General features: G+C 53.3%; 15 protein-coding genes, 1 tRNA gene and 2 pseudogenes. 14 read left to right on the forward strand and 4 right to left on the reverse strand.

Translation table 11 applies throughout. The annotated features are described in order from the left end of the window. The first annotated feature begins 152 nt into the window (after nt 1-152). The 13 genes from BM258_RS06600 (at nt 153) to BM258_RS24405 (ending at nt 12,759) form a co-directional block, all read left to right on the forward strand. The gene (locus BM258_RS06600; RefSeq protein WP_090070265.1) at nt 153-1,262 is read left to right on the forward strand and encodes a polyamine ABC transporter substrate-binding protein; all 1,110 of its coding nucleotides are present in this window, start codon (nt 153-155) and stop codon (nt 1,260-1,262) included. A gap of 239 nt (nt 1,263-1,501) precedes the next feature. Then, nucleotides 1,502-2,668 carry an ABC transporter ATP-binding protein gene (locus tag BM258_RS06605; RefSeq protein ID WP_090070267.1) on the forward strand — a complete coding sequence of 389 codons (1,167 nt, stop codon included), beginning with the start codon at nt 1,502-1,504 and terminating at the stop codon, nt 2,666-2,668. A gap of 85 nt (nt 2,669-2,753) precedes the next feature. Continuing rightward, entirely contained in the window at nt 2,754-3,662 is a 909-nt protein-coding gene (locus tag BM258_RS06610) for an ABC transporter permease subunit (RefSeq protein WP_090070455.1), read from the forward strand. 3 nt (nt 3,663-3,665) lie between these two features. Then, the gene (locus tag BM258_RS06615) at nt 3,666-4,484 is read left to right on the forward strand and encodes an ABC transporter permease (RefSeq protein WP_090070269.1); all 819 of its coding nucleotides are present in this window, start codon (nt 3,666-3,668) and stop codon (nt 4,482-4,484) included. Between the two features lie 191 nt (nt 4,485-4,675). Then, the gene (locus BM258_RS06620) at nt 4,676-6,076 is read left to right on the forward strand and encodes a glutamine synthetase family protein (RefSeq protein WP_090070271.1); all 1,401 of its coding nucleotides are present in this window, start codon (nt 4,676-4,678) and stop codon (nt 6,074-6,076) included. Nucleotides 6,077-6,699: 623 nt separating this feature from the next. After that, nucleotides 6,700-7,995 (forward strand): histidinol dehydrogenase, encoded by a 1,296-nt coding sequence (gene hisD / locus BM258_RS06625; RefSeq protein ID WP_090070274.1) that lies wholly within the window; start codon nt 6,700-6,702, stop codon nt 7,993-7,995. 185 nt (nt 7,996-8,180) lie between these two features. Further along, nucleotides 8,181-8,675 carry a UPF0262 family protein gene (locus BM258_RS06630; protein WP_090070457.1) on the forward strand — a complete coding sequence of 165 codons (495 nt, stop codon included), beginning with the start codon at nt 8,181-8,183 and terminating at the stop codon, nt 8,673-8,675. Nucleotide 8,676: 1 nt separating this feature from the next. Then, a complete protein-coding gene (locus tag BM258_RS06635) occupies nt 8,677-9,141 on the forward strand; it encodes an arsenate-mycothiol transferase ArsC (RefSeq protein ID WP_090070277.1) in 465 nt (154 codons plus the stop codon). A 462-nt stretch (nt 9,142-9,603) separates the two neighbouring features. Beyond that, the gene (gene infA, locus BM258_RS06640; protein ID WP_090070279.1) at nt 9,604-9,822 is read left to right on the forward strand and encodes a translation initiation factor IF-1; all 219 of its coding nucleotides are present in this window, start codon (nt 9,604-9,606) and stop codon (nt 9,820-9,822) included. 237 nt (nt 9,823-10,059) lie between these two features. Further along, the gene (locus BM258_RS06645; protein WP_090070281.1) at nt 10,060-10,683 is read left to right on the forward strand and encodes a Maf-like protein; all 624 of its coding nucleotides are present in this window, start codon (nt 10,060-10,062) and stop codon (nt 10,681-10,683) included. Nucleotides 10,684-10,737: 54 nt separating this feature from the next. Beyond that, nucleotides 10,738-10,968, forward strand: coding sequence for a DNA gyrase inhibitor YacG (yacG, locus tag BM258_RS06650; RefSeq protein WP_090070458.1), 231 nt, complete (start codon nt 10,738-10,740; stop codon nt 10,966-10,968). Nucleotides 10,969-11,244: 276 nt separating this feature from the next. Next, nucleotides 11,245-11,320, forward strand: a tRNA-Phe gene (locus BM258_RS06655). Between the two features lie 224 nt (nt 11,321-11,544). Continuing rightward, a complete protein-coding gene (locus BM258_RS24405) occupies nt 11,545-12,759 on the forward strand; it encodes a tyrosine-type recombinase/integrase (protein ID WP_175527951.1) in 1,215 nt (404 codons plus the stop codon). A gap of 10 nt (nt 12,760-12,769) precedes the next feature. Here the strand turns inward: BM258_RS24405 and BM258_RS06665 are convergent, their stop codons facing one another. The 4 genes and pseudogenes from BM258_RS06665 to BM258_RS06685 form a co-directional block, all read right to left on the reverse strand. Next, nucleotides 12,770-12,997 (reverse strand): helix-turn-helix transcriptional regulator, encoded by a 228-nt coding sequence (locus BM258_RS06665; RefSeq protein WP_090070285.1) that lies wholly within the window; start codon nt 12,995-12,997, stop codon nt 12,770-12,772. Nucleotides 12,998-13,429: 432 nt separating this feature from the next. Beyond that, nucleotides 13,430-13,843, reverse strand: coding sequence for a hypothetical protein (locus BM258_RS06675; RefSeq protein ID WP_139229215.1), 414 nt, complete (start codon nt 13,841-13,843; stop codon nt 13,430-13,432). Nucleotides 13,844-13,850: 7 nt separating this feature from the next. Next, nucleotides 13,851-14,267, reverse strand: a complete 417-nt coding sequence (locus BM258_RS06680; RefSeq protein ID WP_090070292.1) for a hypothetical protein — start codon at nt 14,265-14,267, stop codon at nt 13,851-13,853. A gap of 109 nt (nt 14,268-14,376) precedes the next feature. Next, nucleotides 14,377-14,496: pseudogene (locus BM258_RS06685) on the reverse strand (IS3 family transposase); the annotation flags it as partial. On the opposite strand from BM258_RS06685, the pseudogene BM258_RS06690 reads away from it, so the two are divergent. Beyond that, nucleotides 14,486-14,849 (forward strand): annotated as a pseudogene (locus BM258_RS06690) (transposase); the annotation flags it as partial. The pseudogenes BM258_RS06685 and BM258_RS06690 overlap by 11 nt on opposite strands.

The raw sequence follows: 14,849 nt of genomic DNA on the forward strand, positions 1-14,849 counted from the left end.
TCTCGAACATGCAAAGACAATTTGATCGAAAAGGCTTGCGGCAAGGAAAATTTTGTGATCAAATTTTGCAATAATGGCCAAAAAGGCCAATCGGGCGACAACAGCCCATCGCAATCATCACAATTCCCGATAGAATCGAGGGGACTTACACGATGGCAGACAAAGCAGGCAAGCTTTTCTCCAAAACCGCACTCGCTGTAGCGGCGCTGCTTACCGCAACAGGCACAGGGATCGCGGCGGACAAAGAACTCCATATTTTCAACTGGTCGGATTATATCGACGAATCCATTATTAGCGATTTTGAAGCGGAAACCGGAATCAAGGTCACCTATGACGTGTTTGATTCCAACGAGGTGCTCGAAACCAAATTGCTGGCAGGCTCCACCGGCTATGACATTGTGGTTCCGACCGGCACATTCCTTCAGCGCCAGATTCAGGCCGGCGTTTTTCAGAAGCTGGACAAATCTAAGCTGCCCAATCTGAAGAATATGTGGGACGCGGTCTCCGAACGCACCGCAGCCTATGATCCGGGCAATGACTATTCCATCAACTATATGTGGGGCACCACCGGCGTTGGCTTTAACGTAGCAGCAGCCAAGGAACGCATGGGCGATATGCCGCTCAACACATGGGACATGGTCTTCAAACCGGAAGTCGCGGCCAAATTCGCCGATTGCGGCATTTATATTCTGGATGCACCTACCGAAGTCATTCCGCTGACCCTCATGTATATGGGGAAAGATCCCAACAGCCATGACAAGGACGATATCGCCGCCGCCGAGGAGCTGCTGCTTTCCATTCGCCCTTATGTTCAGAAATTCCATTCTTCTGAATATATCAACGCGCTGGCCAATGGTGACATCTGTCTGGCCATCGGATGGTCGGGCGATGTCTTCCAGGCCCGCGACCGTGCGGCAGAAGCGGATAATGGCGTCGAAGTCAATTACATCATCCCCAAGGAAGGGGCTCAGATGTGGTTCGACCAGATGGCCATTCCGGCCGATGCGGCAAATGTGGAAGAAGCCCACACCTTCCTCAACTACATCATGCGCCCGGACGTGATCGCCAAAGCCTCAAACTATGTCTATTACGCCAATGGCAACAAGGCTTCCCAGGAGCTGCTTGAAGAAGATGTTATAGGCGATCCTGCGGTCTATCCCGATGAGGAAACAACAGCAAAGCTGTTTGTACATATGCCTTACCCGCCAAAAATCCAGCGTGTGGTTACTCGCGCATGGACCAAGGTGAAATCAGGACAGTAAGGAAGACGCGCCGGGCCTTTTGGGCCCGGCTTTTCCGTCTGAGCCTCCTTTGCGGTGAGGCAAACTGTTTGCCGATTGCAGGGCACAGTCAGATATTTGGCAAGGCGCGCAGCGTGGTGGCCGCGTGCCGGGCTTCTGCGTGAGCCAGTGGCGTAAATTGGCATTGTATGTGGTTCGAGGGCATCGCCTAAAGCCTCCCTTTATGGTGTCCATCGGGCATTTGGATAGCGAGAGTGAGAATGAATGGTTCCCCCAATTCCGGATCCGGCTGCAATTTTGCGCCCTGGAGTGATCCGAAAGAAAAGCCGCTGATACGGTTTGACGCCGTCACCAAGAAATTCGGCGACTTCGTCGCTATCGACAATTTGAATTTGAAAATTTACGAGCGTGAATTTTTCGCTCTGCTTGGCCCCTCCGGCTGTGGCAAGACGACGCTGATGCGCATGCTTGCCGGTTTTGAACAACCGACCATGGGCTCCATCATGATGCGGCAGCAGCATCTGACAGACATCCCGCCCCATCGGCGCCCCGTCAACATGATGTTCCAGTCCTATGCGCTCTTCCCGCACATGAGTGTGGAGCAGAATATCGCCTTCGGTCTCAAGCAGGAGAAGCGCCCCAAGGCAGAGATCAAAGACCGGGTCGAGGAAATGATCGCGCTGGTGCAGTTGCAGGCCTTTGCCAAGCGCAAGCCGCACCAGCTTTCAGGCGGTCAGAGGCAACGCGTGGCGCTGGCCCGTTCCCTCGCCAAGAAACCCAAGCTTTTATTGCTCGATGAACCCTTGGGGGCGCTCGACAGAAAGCTGCGTGAGCAGACCCAGTTCGAGTTGATGACCATTCAGGAGAAGCTCGGTACGACCTTTGTAATCGTCACTCATGATCAGGAAGAAGCGATGACGGTGGCGAGCCGTATTGCGCTGATGGATCAGGGCAAGCTGGTGCAGGTCAGTACGCCACGGGAAATCTATGAAACGCCGAACAGTCGGTATGTGGCTGATTTTCTGGGCGACGTGAATATCATCGGCGGGCACATTCTGGGGCCGGACGACAAGGAAGACGACATCGTTCAGCTCGCATGGCATGAAGATTATGCCCCCTTGCGCATTCGCCTGCCGCAGCCGGTCAGTTTCCCCGAAAAGGGAACGGAAAGGTGGGTGGCCGTGCGTCCTGAAAAAGTGCGCATCACCAAGGAATATCCCACCGACACCCACAATATCCTCAAGGGTAAGGTGCTCGATATCGCCTATACCGGCAACATCTCCACCTATCATGTGGAGACAGAAGACGGCCAGATCATCAAGTCGCAGGAAGCCAATCTGGAGCATCTGCATCGCCGTGCCATCACATGGGACGATGAGGTCTATGTGCATTGGCGCGCTGGCGGCTGCGTGTTGTTGGAGCGATGAGGTCATGAGCGAATTGAGCAACATCACCGAAGGGGCTGGCCTGATGACCAATGGCCAGCCGGACAGCCCGAAAACACAGCGCCGCATGAGCTTGCCAAAAAATTGGGGCCGCTGCCTGCTGATTCTGGTGCCTTATATCTGGCTGCTGGTTCTGTTTCTTGTGCCATTCATCATCGTGGTCAAGATTTCCCTGTCTGATACTGCCATTGCCATGCCACCTTATGTGCCAACCTTCGCTTGGTCCGAGGGTTGGACGGGCTTCTGGAATATGATTTCAGGCTGGGATCTGGAGAATTTCACATGGCTGATGGAGGATGATCTCTATTGGAAGAGTTATCTTTCCAGTCTCGAAATTGCGGTGGTGTCCAGCCTGCTGGCCTTGCTGATCGGCTATCCGATTGCCTATTCCATGGCGCGGGCTCCCAGCGAATGGCGGCCCACATTGTTGATGCTGATCATCCTGCCCTTCTGGACGAGTTTCCTCATTCGCGTCTATGCGTGGATCGGCATCCTAAAGAAAGAGGGGCTGCTCAATATGGCCCTGATGCATCTGGGCATCATCGACGATCCATTGACGATCCTCAACACGGACATCGCGGTCTATATCGGCATTGTCTATTCCTATCTGCCCTTTATGGTGCTGCCCCTCTATTCATCACTGGAAAAGATGGACGATTCCCTGCTTGAGGCCGCAACCGATCTGGGCTGCTCGCCCTTCAAGGCCTTCTGGCTGATCACTGTGCCGCTCTCCATGCCGGGCATTCTGGCCGGTTGCTTCCTTGTCTTCATTCCGGCGGTGGGAGAGTTCGTCATCCCCGATCTTTTGGGCGGTTCCAACACGTTGATGATCGGCAAGACCCTGTGGGTGGAATTCTTCTCCAACCGCGACTGGCCGGTGGCCTCTGCCGTTGCCGTGATCCTGCTCATCCTGCTGGTGGTGCCCATCGTGCTGTTCCAGCGGCAGCAGGAAAAGCAACAGGAAAAGGGAGCGTAACTCATGAGACGGTTCAGCTTTTTCAATGCCTCCGCGCTCACTCTGGGCTTTGCCTTTCTTTACCTGCCCATCGTGCTTTTAATCATTTTTTCGTTCAATGAGAGCCGGTTGGTGACGGTCTGGGGCGGCTTTTCAACCAAATGGTACAGTGCCGTATTTGCCAACAAGGGCTTCATGGATGCAGCGTGGGTCACGGTGCGGGTTGGGCTTGTTTCGGCAACGCTTGCCACCATCCTTGGCACCATGGCGGCCCTGGTGCTGGTGCGGGCAGGGCGCTTCCCCGGCAAGACGCTTTTTTCAGGCATGGTCTATGCGCCGCTGGTGATGCCTGAAGTGATCACCGGTCTATCACTGTTGCTATTGTTCGTCTCGCTCGATTTCGATCGTGGCTTCTGGACGGTTATACTGGCTCATGTCACCTTCTCCATGTGTTACTCCGCCGTGGTGATATCCTCGCGGCTGGTCACATTCGACATGTCTCTGGAAGAAGCGGCCATGGATTTGGGCGCAAGCCGCATGGCGACTTTCTTCCAGATCACCGTGCCGATCATTTTGCCATCTATCGTGTCTGCATGGCTCTTGAGCTTCACATTGTCTCTGGATGATCTGGTGATCGCCTCCTTTACCTCCGGTCCGGGGGCTACGACCTTGCCCATGAAGATCTATTCTCAGGTGCGTCTTGGGGTGACCCCTGAAATCAACGCCCTTTCAACCATCCTCGTGGTGCTGGTTTCAACGGGTGTCATCGCTGCGTCGCTTCTGACCAAACGGCGCGAAGTGCAACGCCGTCGCGAGGAGAGGGCTGCTGTTGCAGGCGGCTAAAGGGGTGATCTTTAGGTCTATGGCTTGAGCTTAGGCTTATGGCGACTTGAGAAACACCTAAATGACAAACAAGGTAGAAAAGGACGCAACGGTCTCGGGCGCGAAACCGTTGCTTGCAAGCGGCTAACCCTGTAAGCCTGTTTATCCAATCGATCCGGGCTGCAAAGGCCAATTGAACAAACGAGACACTCATGCTGAAGACCGAAAAGACAAACCAGCAAACCATCAGCTTCAAGGCCGAGGCCGAGGCCTTCCTCAAGGCCCACCCGGATCTGGTCAAGGTGGAAATGCTTTTGCCCCGCTTCTGCGGCTCCTTGATGGGCAAATGGTTGCCTGCAAACATGCTGACAAAGCTTGCCGATGGCGCCGTGCGCCTGCCCCGTTCCACCGCTGCCCTTGATATCTGGGGCGATGATGTGCCAGCAGTCGGCATTGCGCTGGAGAAGGGGGACCCGGATGGGGTTTGCATGCCAGTGCCCGGCACCCTTTGCATGGTGCCATGGGCCAGCGAGCCCACCGCGCAGGTGCTGGTGACCATGAAGGATCTGGTGACGGGGGAAGACTGCGGCTATGACACCCGTGGCACTCTCGCCCGTATGCAGCAGCGTTTTTCTCAAAAAGGGCTGACGCCGGTCGTTGCCACAGAGCTGGAATTCTATCTCATAGATGGCGAAACAACCGCCACCGGTCACCCGCAAGGGCCCATGGTGCCCGGTCTTGGCGAACGCCTGACGGGCAGTCAGGTCTATAATATGGACATCATCGCCGCCTTTGAACCGGTTCTGGCCGAAATCTATCAGGCCTGCCAGATCCAGAATATTCCCGCCGAGACGACCATTTCCGAATTCGGTCCCGGCCAGTTCGAGATGAACCTGTTGCATGTGCCAAGCGCTCTGGAAGCGGCGGACCACTGCATGCTGTTCAAGCGGGTCGTGCGCAATGTGGCACGTAAACATGGCTTGGATGCGACCTTTATGGCCAAACCCTATGCCCATTCGGCGGGGAATGGCTTCCATATCCACATGTCTGTGCAGGATGAAGAGGGCACCAACATTTTTGGCGGCGACAGTGACGTTGAGGCCAATCTGCCCTTGCGTCATGCTATCGGTGGCTTGCTCAAACATATGCGCGAATGCCAGATCCTTTATGCGCCTCACGCCAACAGCTATCGACGCTTTCAACCCGAAAGCTATGCGCCGACAACCCCATGCTGGGGCTATGACCATCGAGCCGTGGCCATCCGCGTGCCCACCGCCAAGGGCGCAGCAGCCCGCCTTGAACATCGGGTTGCGGGGGCGGATGCCAATCCCTATCTGGTGATTGCATCCCTTCTGGCTGGCGCTCTGACCGGCTTTGACGAAGCCATCGATCCAGGTGAGCCGGTTGAAACGCTGGAGGATGTGGCTGCCAACAAACCGCTGACGCCCATCTGGCAGGAAGCCATCGCCAGCTTTGGAACTTCTGAATGGGCCGAGGCGTTGTTCGGGCAGGATTTCCATGTCTGCTACACGCACGCGCGCGAAGCAGAGGAACGGATCGTATCGGCAGCCATCACCGATTTTGAATGCCGGACTTATCTTAGAATGGTTTGAGCAAAGGAGGACGGTGCTGCGCGTAAAAGCAGCCGTCATCAACAGAATATATTCATATATTTATAGGGTTGCACGGAAAGCCGAATATGCTTCAGGATTGCTGTGGTGTAGGCTTGCATTATAGGGGAGAAGAGAAATGTTAGAAAATATCTATTGGATCATCTTTGGGGCGGTTATCGCTCTGGGCGCTTTCTGGCTGTTCATGATGTGGTTTCGATCACCCAAGGATGGCCGCTGGTCTCGTGGAGAGAAATAGACCGGAAGCCGTGCCGTATATCAAAAGGGTGGTTGCCTGAAGAGGGAAAAGCTGCGCGCTTTTCGCAAGGCGCAAGGCGCAAGGCGCAAGGCGCAAGGCGCAAGGCGCAAGGCGCAAGGATTGGTCCCTGACGTAAGGCGTCTTCCAGCATGACCTGACTGCCGCGTCCGGTATGTGAAAAATTCATCGGGTGACGGGGCTTGATCGGCCTGTCGTCCGGCTGCGCATGTCAAACTTGCCGCTCTTATAGATTTTCCCTTGCCTCTCACACAAGAAACTCTCATAAATGCGCCGACGTCCGCACAGTCGATCTCTTGTGCTCCGAGGCGTCCGTCTGCAAGAAAAGCCGCACATGAGAGGACCCGCCATGGCCATTCGTCTTGACGCAACCGATAGCAATTTCAATGCCGCCTTTGCTGATTTGCTGGCAATGAAACGGGAAGTCTCCGATGATGTCGATGCCATCGTTCGCGATATTATCGATGAGGTCCGGGCGAGAGGCGATGACGCCCTTTACGATTATACAGCCAAGTTCGATCGCTTTGATGCGCGCTCAAAAGGCCTGCGCATTAGCGAGGCTGAAATAGAGGCTGCCGTCGCCAAGGTTGATCCTGAGGTGATGAAGGCGCTGGAGCTGGCCGCAGAGCGCATCCGCTCTCACCATGCACGCCAACTGCCGAAAGACGATTTCTATGAAGACGCGCTCGGGGTTAAGCTCGGCTCGCGCTGGAACGCCATTGAGGCGGTCGGGCTCTATGTGCCTGGCGGGCTGGCGGCTTACCCCTCTTCGGTTCTGATGAATGCGGTGCCGGCCAAGGTGGCCGGTGTTGAACGCCTCGTGATGGTGGTGCCAACCCCTGATGATGTGCTCAACCCGCTGGTGCTGGCCGCAGCCAAGCTGGCTGGCGTGGACGAGATCTACCGTATCGGTGGCGCACAGGCCGTGGCTGCGCTGGCCTATGGCACACAAAGCATCGCGCCGGTCTACAAGATTGTTGGTCCCGGTAATGCCTTTGTGGCGGCTGCCAAACGCCGCGTCTTCGGGCTCGTGGGCATCGACATGATCGCTGGGCCATCCGAAGTGCTCATTCTGGCCGACAAGAATAATGACCCTGATTGGCTGGCTGTCGATCTGATGGCGCAGGCCGAGCATGACAAGGTGGCACAAGCCATCTTGATCACCGATGATGCAGCCACAGCCGACGCCGTCGAGGAAGCTGTCAAGCGCCTGTTGACCACGTTGCCAAAGGCCGAGATCGCCGGAGCGAGTTGGGCCGATTATGGTGCCGTGATCACTGTGCCCGATTGGGAAACCGGCATGGCGCTGGCCAACCGCATCGCACCCGAGCATCTGGAGCTGGCGATGGATAACGCCCCCGATTATCTGGACAAGGTACGCAATGCGGGCGCAGTGTTTGTTGGCCATTATACGCCGGAAGCAGTGGGCGATTATGTCGGTGGCTCCAACCATGTCTTGCCAACGGCGCGCTCGGCTCGCTTCTCGTCCGGCCTCTCCACGCTTGATTTCGTCAAGCGTACATCCGTGCTTGAATGCAACGTGGAGAATCTGCGCCAGATCGGCCCAGCGGCCGTGACCCTTGCCCGTCAGGAAGGGCTGGAAGCGCATGCCCGCTCTGTTGCTAAACGATTGAACATGGAATAACTGGCCGGAAAGCTCGAATTTCGTGCTACCCCTTAAGCAGAAAGTTTGACTCCAGCAGCCAAGTTGGGCAAACATGCCTGCCGAATGCTCGGGATAATAACGCATGGTGCAAAATGGCTGAACGGGAAGAGGAGGTTGATCATATGCAGACCTCCGATCAGCAGCAGGGCGTCAAGTCTTGCGAAATGAATGCTCAGGATACCGGTCAGGGACCGTTTTCCCTTTGCATGATCGTGCTGGACCCGACATCCATTCAACCGGCCACTCCCGATATCGAGCATGAGCGCTCTGTTGCCATTTACGATCTTGTCGAGGAAAATAATTTCCACCCCGTCGGTCATGACGAGGGCGGGCCCTACAGGCTTGATCTTTCTATGATCGAGCGGAAACTGGTGATGGATATCAAGCTTGAGAATGGCGACCAGATTGCCACGCATATTCTCTCCTTGACCCCATTTCGCCGCATCATCAAGGATTATTTCCTGATCTGCGATAGCTATTATGAAGCCATAAAAACCGCCACGCCGAGTAAGATCGAAGCCATAGATATGGGACGTCGTGGATTGCACAATGAGGGATCCCAGATCCTGCAAGCCCGTCTCGATGGGAAGATCGAAACGGACTTTGCCACCGCGCGGCGCCTATTTACGCTGATCTGCGCATTGCATTGGCGGGGGTAGCATGGTTCTTGGTCTCATTGGGCCCGATCTTCGCCCCGACTCCATATTGTTTGCTTGCGGCATGAATGCCATTCGCTCGCCGATGGCGGCAGCCCTTGCCAAACACCTTTTCCCCGGCACCTTCTATGTGCAGTCTGTCGGTGTGCGCTGCGGCAAGCCCGACCCTTTTGCTGCGGCTGTTATGGAAGAAATCGGTCTGGATATATCCGAACATGAACCCAGCTGCTTTGATGATCTGGAAGACAGCTATTTCGACCTGATCGTCTCTCTGGCACCGGAAGCCCACCACAGGGCGCTTGAATGGAGCCGTGGGCATGCGGTTGAAACGGAATATTGGCCGACCATGGATCCTGCTCTGGTGACAGGCTCACGCGAGCAGATCATGGATTCCTATCGTGCGGTGCGCGATGGCCTTATCGTCAAGCTCAAGGATCGCTTCGAATGGATCACCGACATCAAGGCGTGACGCACCGGGGAGCGGGGGAAGGGGTCCTGACGGCTCTGCCAGACAAAGAATTCATGAAGGTCTGCTGAAGAACAGATGAGACTTTCTGCCGCTCTAACGGCAGATTTCGCGAAAAATGCGTGAAGCGATTGCACTCAAATCCGCTTTGGACTAGATTGCGCGCAATCTCATTGATAAGAACGGAATGCATCGGGTCGAATTCTTGCATGGATGCAAGCGGATTCATGCTAAAGTCAATTATCAAGCAAATCTGCGGGATGGATGGGGATTGTAGCCAATTCGGGCGCAAGGCGCTCACGCATTGGTGGCCTTACCGTCTCGCTCCTCTTGCCAGAAGCCACAAGGGCATGTACCCAATGTGGCCAAATCGGGCAAAGGTGAAACAAAGATGAGGATTATGCGTTGTTGTTGCGCATAGTCTTTTCTAACAGAAAAACAACCTAAAAGGATTGAATTACGCTTATGGCGAAAGAAGAAGTATTGGAATTTCCCGGTGTTGTAACCGAATTGCTGCCAAACGCCACTTTCCGCGTGAAACTGGAAAATGACCATGAAATCGTGGCTCATACGGCAGGGCGTATGCGTAAAAACCGTATTCGCGTGCTGGCTGGCGACAAGGTTCAGGTGGAAATGACTCCATATGACCTGACCAAGGGTCGTATTACCTATCGCTTCAAATAAGAGCTCAGCGCAAGCGGGAAGGTATCCGCTGCGCGCTTCTGTTCTGTTTGGCCTGTCATTCCCCCGCCACGGGGTGGTCAACGACTTATTGAAGGCGGTGAAAATGGCGCAAAGATCCGTTCCTTGCGTTCAGGCCAGCCCTACGGGGGCAGGTCCATCTGTCATTGTGTAAATGCCTGAAGCGCATAGGGGCCGAGCTGCCCGTTGCGCTCAAGCCCTATGAATACTGATAGCGTTATGACTGATTCTCATCGCCTTGTTCTGGCGTCTGCCTCACCACGCCGTTTGCAACTGTTGCAGCAGATCGGCATTGAGCCCTATGCGCTCAAACCAGCAGATCTGGACGAAACACCGCAAAAGAATGAACAGCCGCGCGCGCTGGCTAAACGTCTTGCTGAGGCAAAAGCCGAAGCGGTTTACAAGGCCTGCAAGGATGATCCGGATCTGGCAGGGTGCTATTACCTCGCTGCCGATACCGTCGTCGCCGTGGGACGTCGCATCTTGCCAAAGACAGAATTGGCAGAAGAGGCCTCCCAGTGTCTCACCCTGCTTTCAGGGAGGACCCATAAAGTCTTTTCGGGCATTTCCCTCATCACTCCGAAGGGAAAAACGCGCACCAAGGTTGTCACCACCAAAGTGCGTTTTAAGCGCCTCAACCATGATATTGACCCCTATATCGCTTCGGGCGAATGGCGAGGCAAGGCGGGCGGCTATGCCATTCAGGGCATCGCCGGAACCTTCGTGGTCAATCTTGTCGGATCTTACAGTTCGGTTGTCGGCCTGCCGCTGCACGAGACGGCAAATCTGCTGATCGGCGAGGGCTATCCCCTGCGGCTGAAATGGTTGGGCGGCGTTGAATAAGGCGACCAGTCTGAAGGCGCACGCCTCTTGATGCGTATCGAGGATGAAGCAAGCATGACAAAGAAACCGGAAGATGAAAAGGCGGCAGCAGGCGGCAAGGTGACCGGTATGCGTCGATCTCGTCCCTGTCCGATCTGCTCCAAGCCCTCAACAAAAGAAAACTATCCCTTCTGCTCGGATCGCTGTAAACAGGTCGATCTCAGCCGCTGGCTGACTGGTGTCTACGCCATTCCAGCAAGCGAAGAGGATGATCCTGATGAGAGCGATTTCGATCTGCAGGATTAAGGGCTTGCTGTTTTTCCTTTTTGAGCGACAAAACAAAGAGATAGTCATCGCCTTTGTGGGCATGTGTCTAATTTCTGGCGGGATTTCGGGCTTATTTTTGAAACTTTTCCTCACCAGATGAAAAAAAATGCGAAGCCCTGTAGAAAACATCAAAAGCGCACTGGACAGGGCTATATGAACCTTCTATAACGCCGAAACAAATTGCAGGGTTGCTTTGATAACCCAAGCAAGCGCTTCTGTCAGATAGCTTTTTCAAAGCGAAATGATAAAGCAAATGCCCGGATAGCTCAGTTGGTAGAGCAGCGGATTGAAAATCCGCGTGTCGGTGGTTCGAATCCGCCTCCGGGCACCATAATTTTTTCCAAGCCCGTCCCACTTATATCGACAAGTCCTTGGAATTATGGGATTTTTAGGTCTCAGATTTCTCGGAGTGTGTCAGGCGATTTCATCAGATCCGACCCGTCTGGGGCCATATTTGGTGCCATATTTGGGGCCAAGATTTTTCATGAATTCATTGATGGCCCCAATTTTAGGGTTTCATGCCACCTGATCGCTCCTGAACCAGGGAGAATTGCTGTGGCACTGACAGATCTTCAAATTCGACAACTTCGCCCCAAAGACAAGGCCTATCAATGCACCGATGGTCTCGGGCTCTATCTTGAAGTTTCCCCGAGTGGAGCGAGGCTTTGGCGATATAAATATCGCTTCATGAAGAAGCAAAAACGCCTTTCCCTTGGAAGTTATCCCGATGTGAGCCTTGCTGAGGCGCGTGACAAAAGAAATGAAGCACGAAAAAGGCTTGATGCCGGAGAGGATCCGCTTGCTGAGCGCAAGCGCGAAAAGCTCGTTGCAGCGTTCGCAGCCTCAAACACTTTCGGCGATATCGGTCGAGAATATATTAAAAAGCAGATTGCTGAAGGAAGGTCGCCCAAAACGATTGAGAAATCCAATTGGCTTATTCGGCAGTTCGCACTGATCGATGAACGACCTGTAACTGAACTAAAGCCTCTTGATATTCTCGCTGTTCTGAAGCGGCTCGAGGCGCACGGAAAGTATGAAACGGTTATGCGTTGCCGCTCCTTCGCCAGTTGTGTTTTTCGCTACGCCGTGGCGACGGGGAGGGCAGAGGAAGATCCTACAGTCGTTCTTCGAGGCGCTTTGATTAGGCCAAAGGTGACGCACTATGCGGCTATCATAGAGCCAGACGGCGTTGGCGATCTGCTTCTGGCAATCGATAACTATCCAGGCAATCCCATCTCGCGGATTGCCTTGCAGATAGTCCCACACATTATGGCGCGTCCTGGAGAATTCAGAAAGGCGCATTGGTCTGAGTTCGATCTTGATGCGGCTATCTGGAAAATCCCTGCGGAGCGCATGAAAATGCGGCGTCCTCACCAGACGCCTTTGTCAAAACAGGTCATCGCATATCTTAAACAACTTATGCCGATGACAGGCCCCAAGGGCTTTGTCTTTCCTGCCTACCATACGACTAAGCGTCCAATGAGCGAGAATACGGTCAATCAGGCACTGAGACGTATTGGCTATGCACAGGGCGAGGTGACGGCGCACGGATTTAGAACGACGGCTTCAACGCTTCTTAACGAGAGCGGTCTTTGGAGTCCTGATGCTATAGAACGCTCTCTCGCTCATGAAGATGCAAACAGCATTTGCGGTATCTACAATCGTGGTCGCTACTGGGAAGAGCGCGTCCGAATGCATCAGTGGTGGAGTGACTATCTGGATGAGCTGCGTGATAAGGCGGCAAATAGGTTGTTAATACGGCGCCGCTGATTGGTGGTTATCATAAAACCTCCTTGCCAGACGCGTCAGGCGCGGTACCAGCTCGCCATCTTGCAGGATTGGCAATCCAACGATTGACCTCTGACTCTCGCCATCCTGTGCCATGGATGCTGATCTTGATCTGTGCAGGAAAGGTCCCTTCGGCCATCTTCCGATAGATGGTTGATCGGGACAGGCCCGTTCTATCGAGAACGGTCTTAAGGCGAATAATGCGATCTGGTTGGCTCATGTCTCGCTTGGCTCCGGTTGGTTGTCTCTGACGGCTTCTGAGCCAGAAAGAACCTGTATGTGCCATTGGGCAAGAGCGCTCCGATAGGGGGCGCACTGCAGCGCAAAAAAGGCGGCAAATCGGATCGGCAGTACACTCAGCAGGAAAGGAAAAGAATTAGCATGATGCAACATGTGATCTTGTCAGGCTGCTCGGGAGGTGGGAAATCCACATTGATGGTTCTGATCGGGCGACGATGCACCGCATCAGTCCGCTTCGAGCCCATTGTGAATGATGCTGCAAAATTTTTGAATGTCGGCTTTTCAAAATATGCTTGTACGAAGACCGTTGGTTATTCAGAAACAGAAAAGGCCACGTGAAGGAGACCTATTGGATAATCTGGAAATTTTCGCCGTTGAAAATAGATGTCTCAATAGCGACCATATATCATATCTATCCTTGTTTTAAAAAATTGATAGTTACAGAATTTGGAATTTTTCCAATTATTTGATAATCACCACCCTCATAACTCACATCAATCGTATCTTCAGTCACCCACTTAATTTCAACAAAGGTTTCTGGCTCGAAAATAATGCAATTCTCAGGCAAGGATCCAGCCGAAAAACTATCTAGACGATTAAAAAATACATAAACCTCAGTTGTATAGTTAGACCCTATACCATTTCTAACCGATACTTTCTTCACGCAGTTAGATTTTTTTGAAGAGCAAATAATATTTTCTCTAGTATTGCCTTCAAGGAAGATGTCCAGAATTATTGAAATTTCTTCTCTGTACGAATAAGAGAAAAACCAAATCGTCGCAAGAGTCGCCGCAACTAAAGATAGCAAAAAATTTGTTTTCTTCATATTCATATCACGGAAGTAAAGGTTGTTGTGGATGTAGTTGCAGATAGCCTTTTATATACCCATACTCGCTTCGAGTTCGTTGATAATCGATCTCTCCGTAGTTAGGCGGAGGCCCCATAGTTTTTCCTGTGAACTCACGCCATGCCCAACCAAAATAATTTGTTTCATGCAAGCGACCAGCACTCTTCTGAAAGTCTGTAAATGACTTCCCATGAGTTGCTGCATTTTGTCCCGCCAACATGTTTCCAGCTTCTCTTAGAGTTGTGTATTTTCCATCTAACATAAAGCCATGATAAGATTTCCCCTTATGCCCAGGGTATGATGCCTTCAAATCATATTCTTGTCCGGGGAGGCTCTTGATAGCAACTATTGCGGCGCTTTCGCCCATCGCCTTATCAACCTTTGAATCATAGTAAGAGTCCATTGATTGGCCATGATACACTTTACCGACGGCCTTGCCCGTATCGGGACTTCTAAATGAATCCCAATACCTAGTTTTGAATTGCCCCTAGAATTGTAGACACCTTGGGGCTTCAAATCTTTTGTCTCTCGTATTCGACAGGCGAGAGCATTCCGTTTGTAGCGTGTTTGCGTTTTGGATTGTAGAACATTTCGATGTAGTTGAAGATGTCTCGCCTCGCATCAGCCCTTGTTCCGCCATATGTCCGCAAGTCCAAGTCTATCGAGGCAGCCTTGCCCTGGCTGTATCTCAAGGGCATATCGACCGGTGAGATGGAGGACGCTCTGAAGGCACTTCTCGGGCCGGACGCGACCGGGTTCTCTGCCAAGACAATATCTCGGCTGAAGAAACAATGGGCGGCAGAGTATGAGGATTGGCGCAAAGCTGACATCAGCCGTGATGAATGGGTCTACATCTGGGCGGACGGCATTTACAGCGGCCTGCGTGGCACTGATGACCGGCTCTGTGCCCTGGTGGTGATCGGGGTGAACTCGCGAGGTGAAAAGCATTTTCTGGCTATCGACGATGGCGTCCGCGAATCCACCC

The organism is Cohaesibacter marisflavi, assembly GCF_900115225.1.
Classification (GTDB): domain Bacteria; phylum Pseudomonadota; class Alphaproteobacteria; order Rhizobiales; family Cohaesibacteraceae; genus Cohaesibacter; species Cohaesibacter marisflavi.

Coding starts and splice junctions, on each gene's coding strand:
- BM258_RS06600 (WP_090070265.1), top strand. CDS start 153: ATGGCAGACAAAGCAGGCAAGCTTTTCTCCAAAACCGCACTCGCTGTA.
- BM258_RS06605 (WP_090070267.1), top strand. CDS start 1,502: ATGAATGGTTCCCCCAATTCCGGATCCGGCTGCAATTTTGCGCCCTGG.
- BM258_RS06610 (WP_090070455.1), top strand. CDS start 2,754: ATGAGCTTGCCAAAAAATTGGGGCCGCTGCCTGCTGATTCTGGTGCCT.
- BM258_RS06615 (WP_090070269.1), top strand. CDS start 3,666: ATGAGACGGTTCAGCTTTTTCAATGCCTCCGCGCTCACTCTGGGCTTT.
- BM258_RS06620 (WP_090070271.1), top strand. CDS start 4,676: ATGCTGAAGACCGAAAAGACAAACCAGCAAACCATCAGCTTCAAGGCC.
- hisD (WP_090070274.1), top strand. CDS start 6,700: ATGGCCATTCGTCTTGACGCAACCGATAGCAATTTCAATGCCGCCTTT.
- BM258_RS06630 (WP_090070457.1), top strand. CDS start 8,181: ATGAATGCTCAGGATACCGGTCAGGGACCGTTTTCCCTTTGCATGATC.
- BM258_RS06635 (WP_090070277.1), top strand. CDS start 8,677: ATGGTTCTTGGTCTCATTGGGCCCGATCTTCGCCCCGACTCCATATTG.
- infA (WP_090070279.1), top strand. CDS start 9,604: ATGGCGAAAGAAGAAGTATTGGAATTTCCCGGTGTTGTAACCGAATTG.
- BM258_RS06645 (WP_090070281.1), top strand. CDS start 10,060: ATGACTGATTCTCATCGCCTTGTTCTGGCGTCTGCCTCACCACGCCGT.
- yacG (WP_090070458.1), top strand. CDS start 10,738: ATGACAAAGAAACCGGAAGATGAAAAGGCGGCAGCAGGCGGCAAGGTG.
- BM258_RS06665 (WP_090070285.1), bottom strand. CDS start 12,997: ATGAGCCAACCAGATCGCATTATTCGCCTTAAGACCGTTCTCGATAGA.
- BM258_RS06675 (WP_139229215.1), bottom strand. CDS start 13,843: ATGAAGAAAACAAATTTTTTGCTATCTTTAGTTGCGGCGACTCTTGCG.
- BM258_RS06680 (WP_090070292.1), bottom strand. CDS start 14,267: ATGGACTCTTACTATGATTCAAAGGTTGATAAGGCGATGGGCGAAAGC.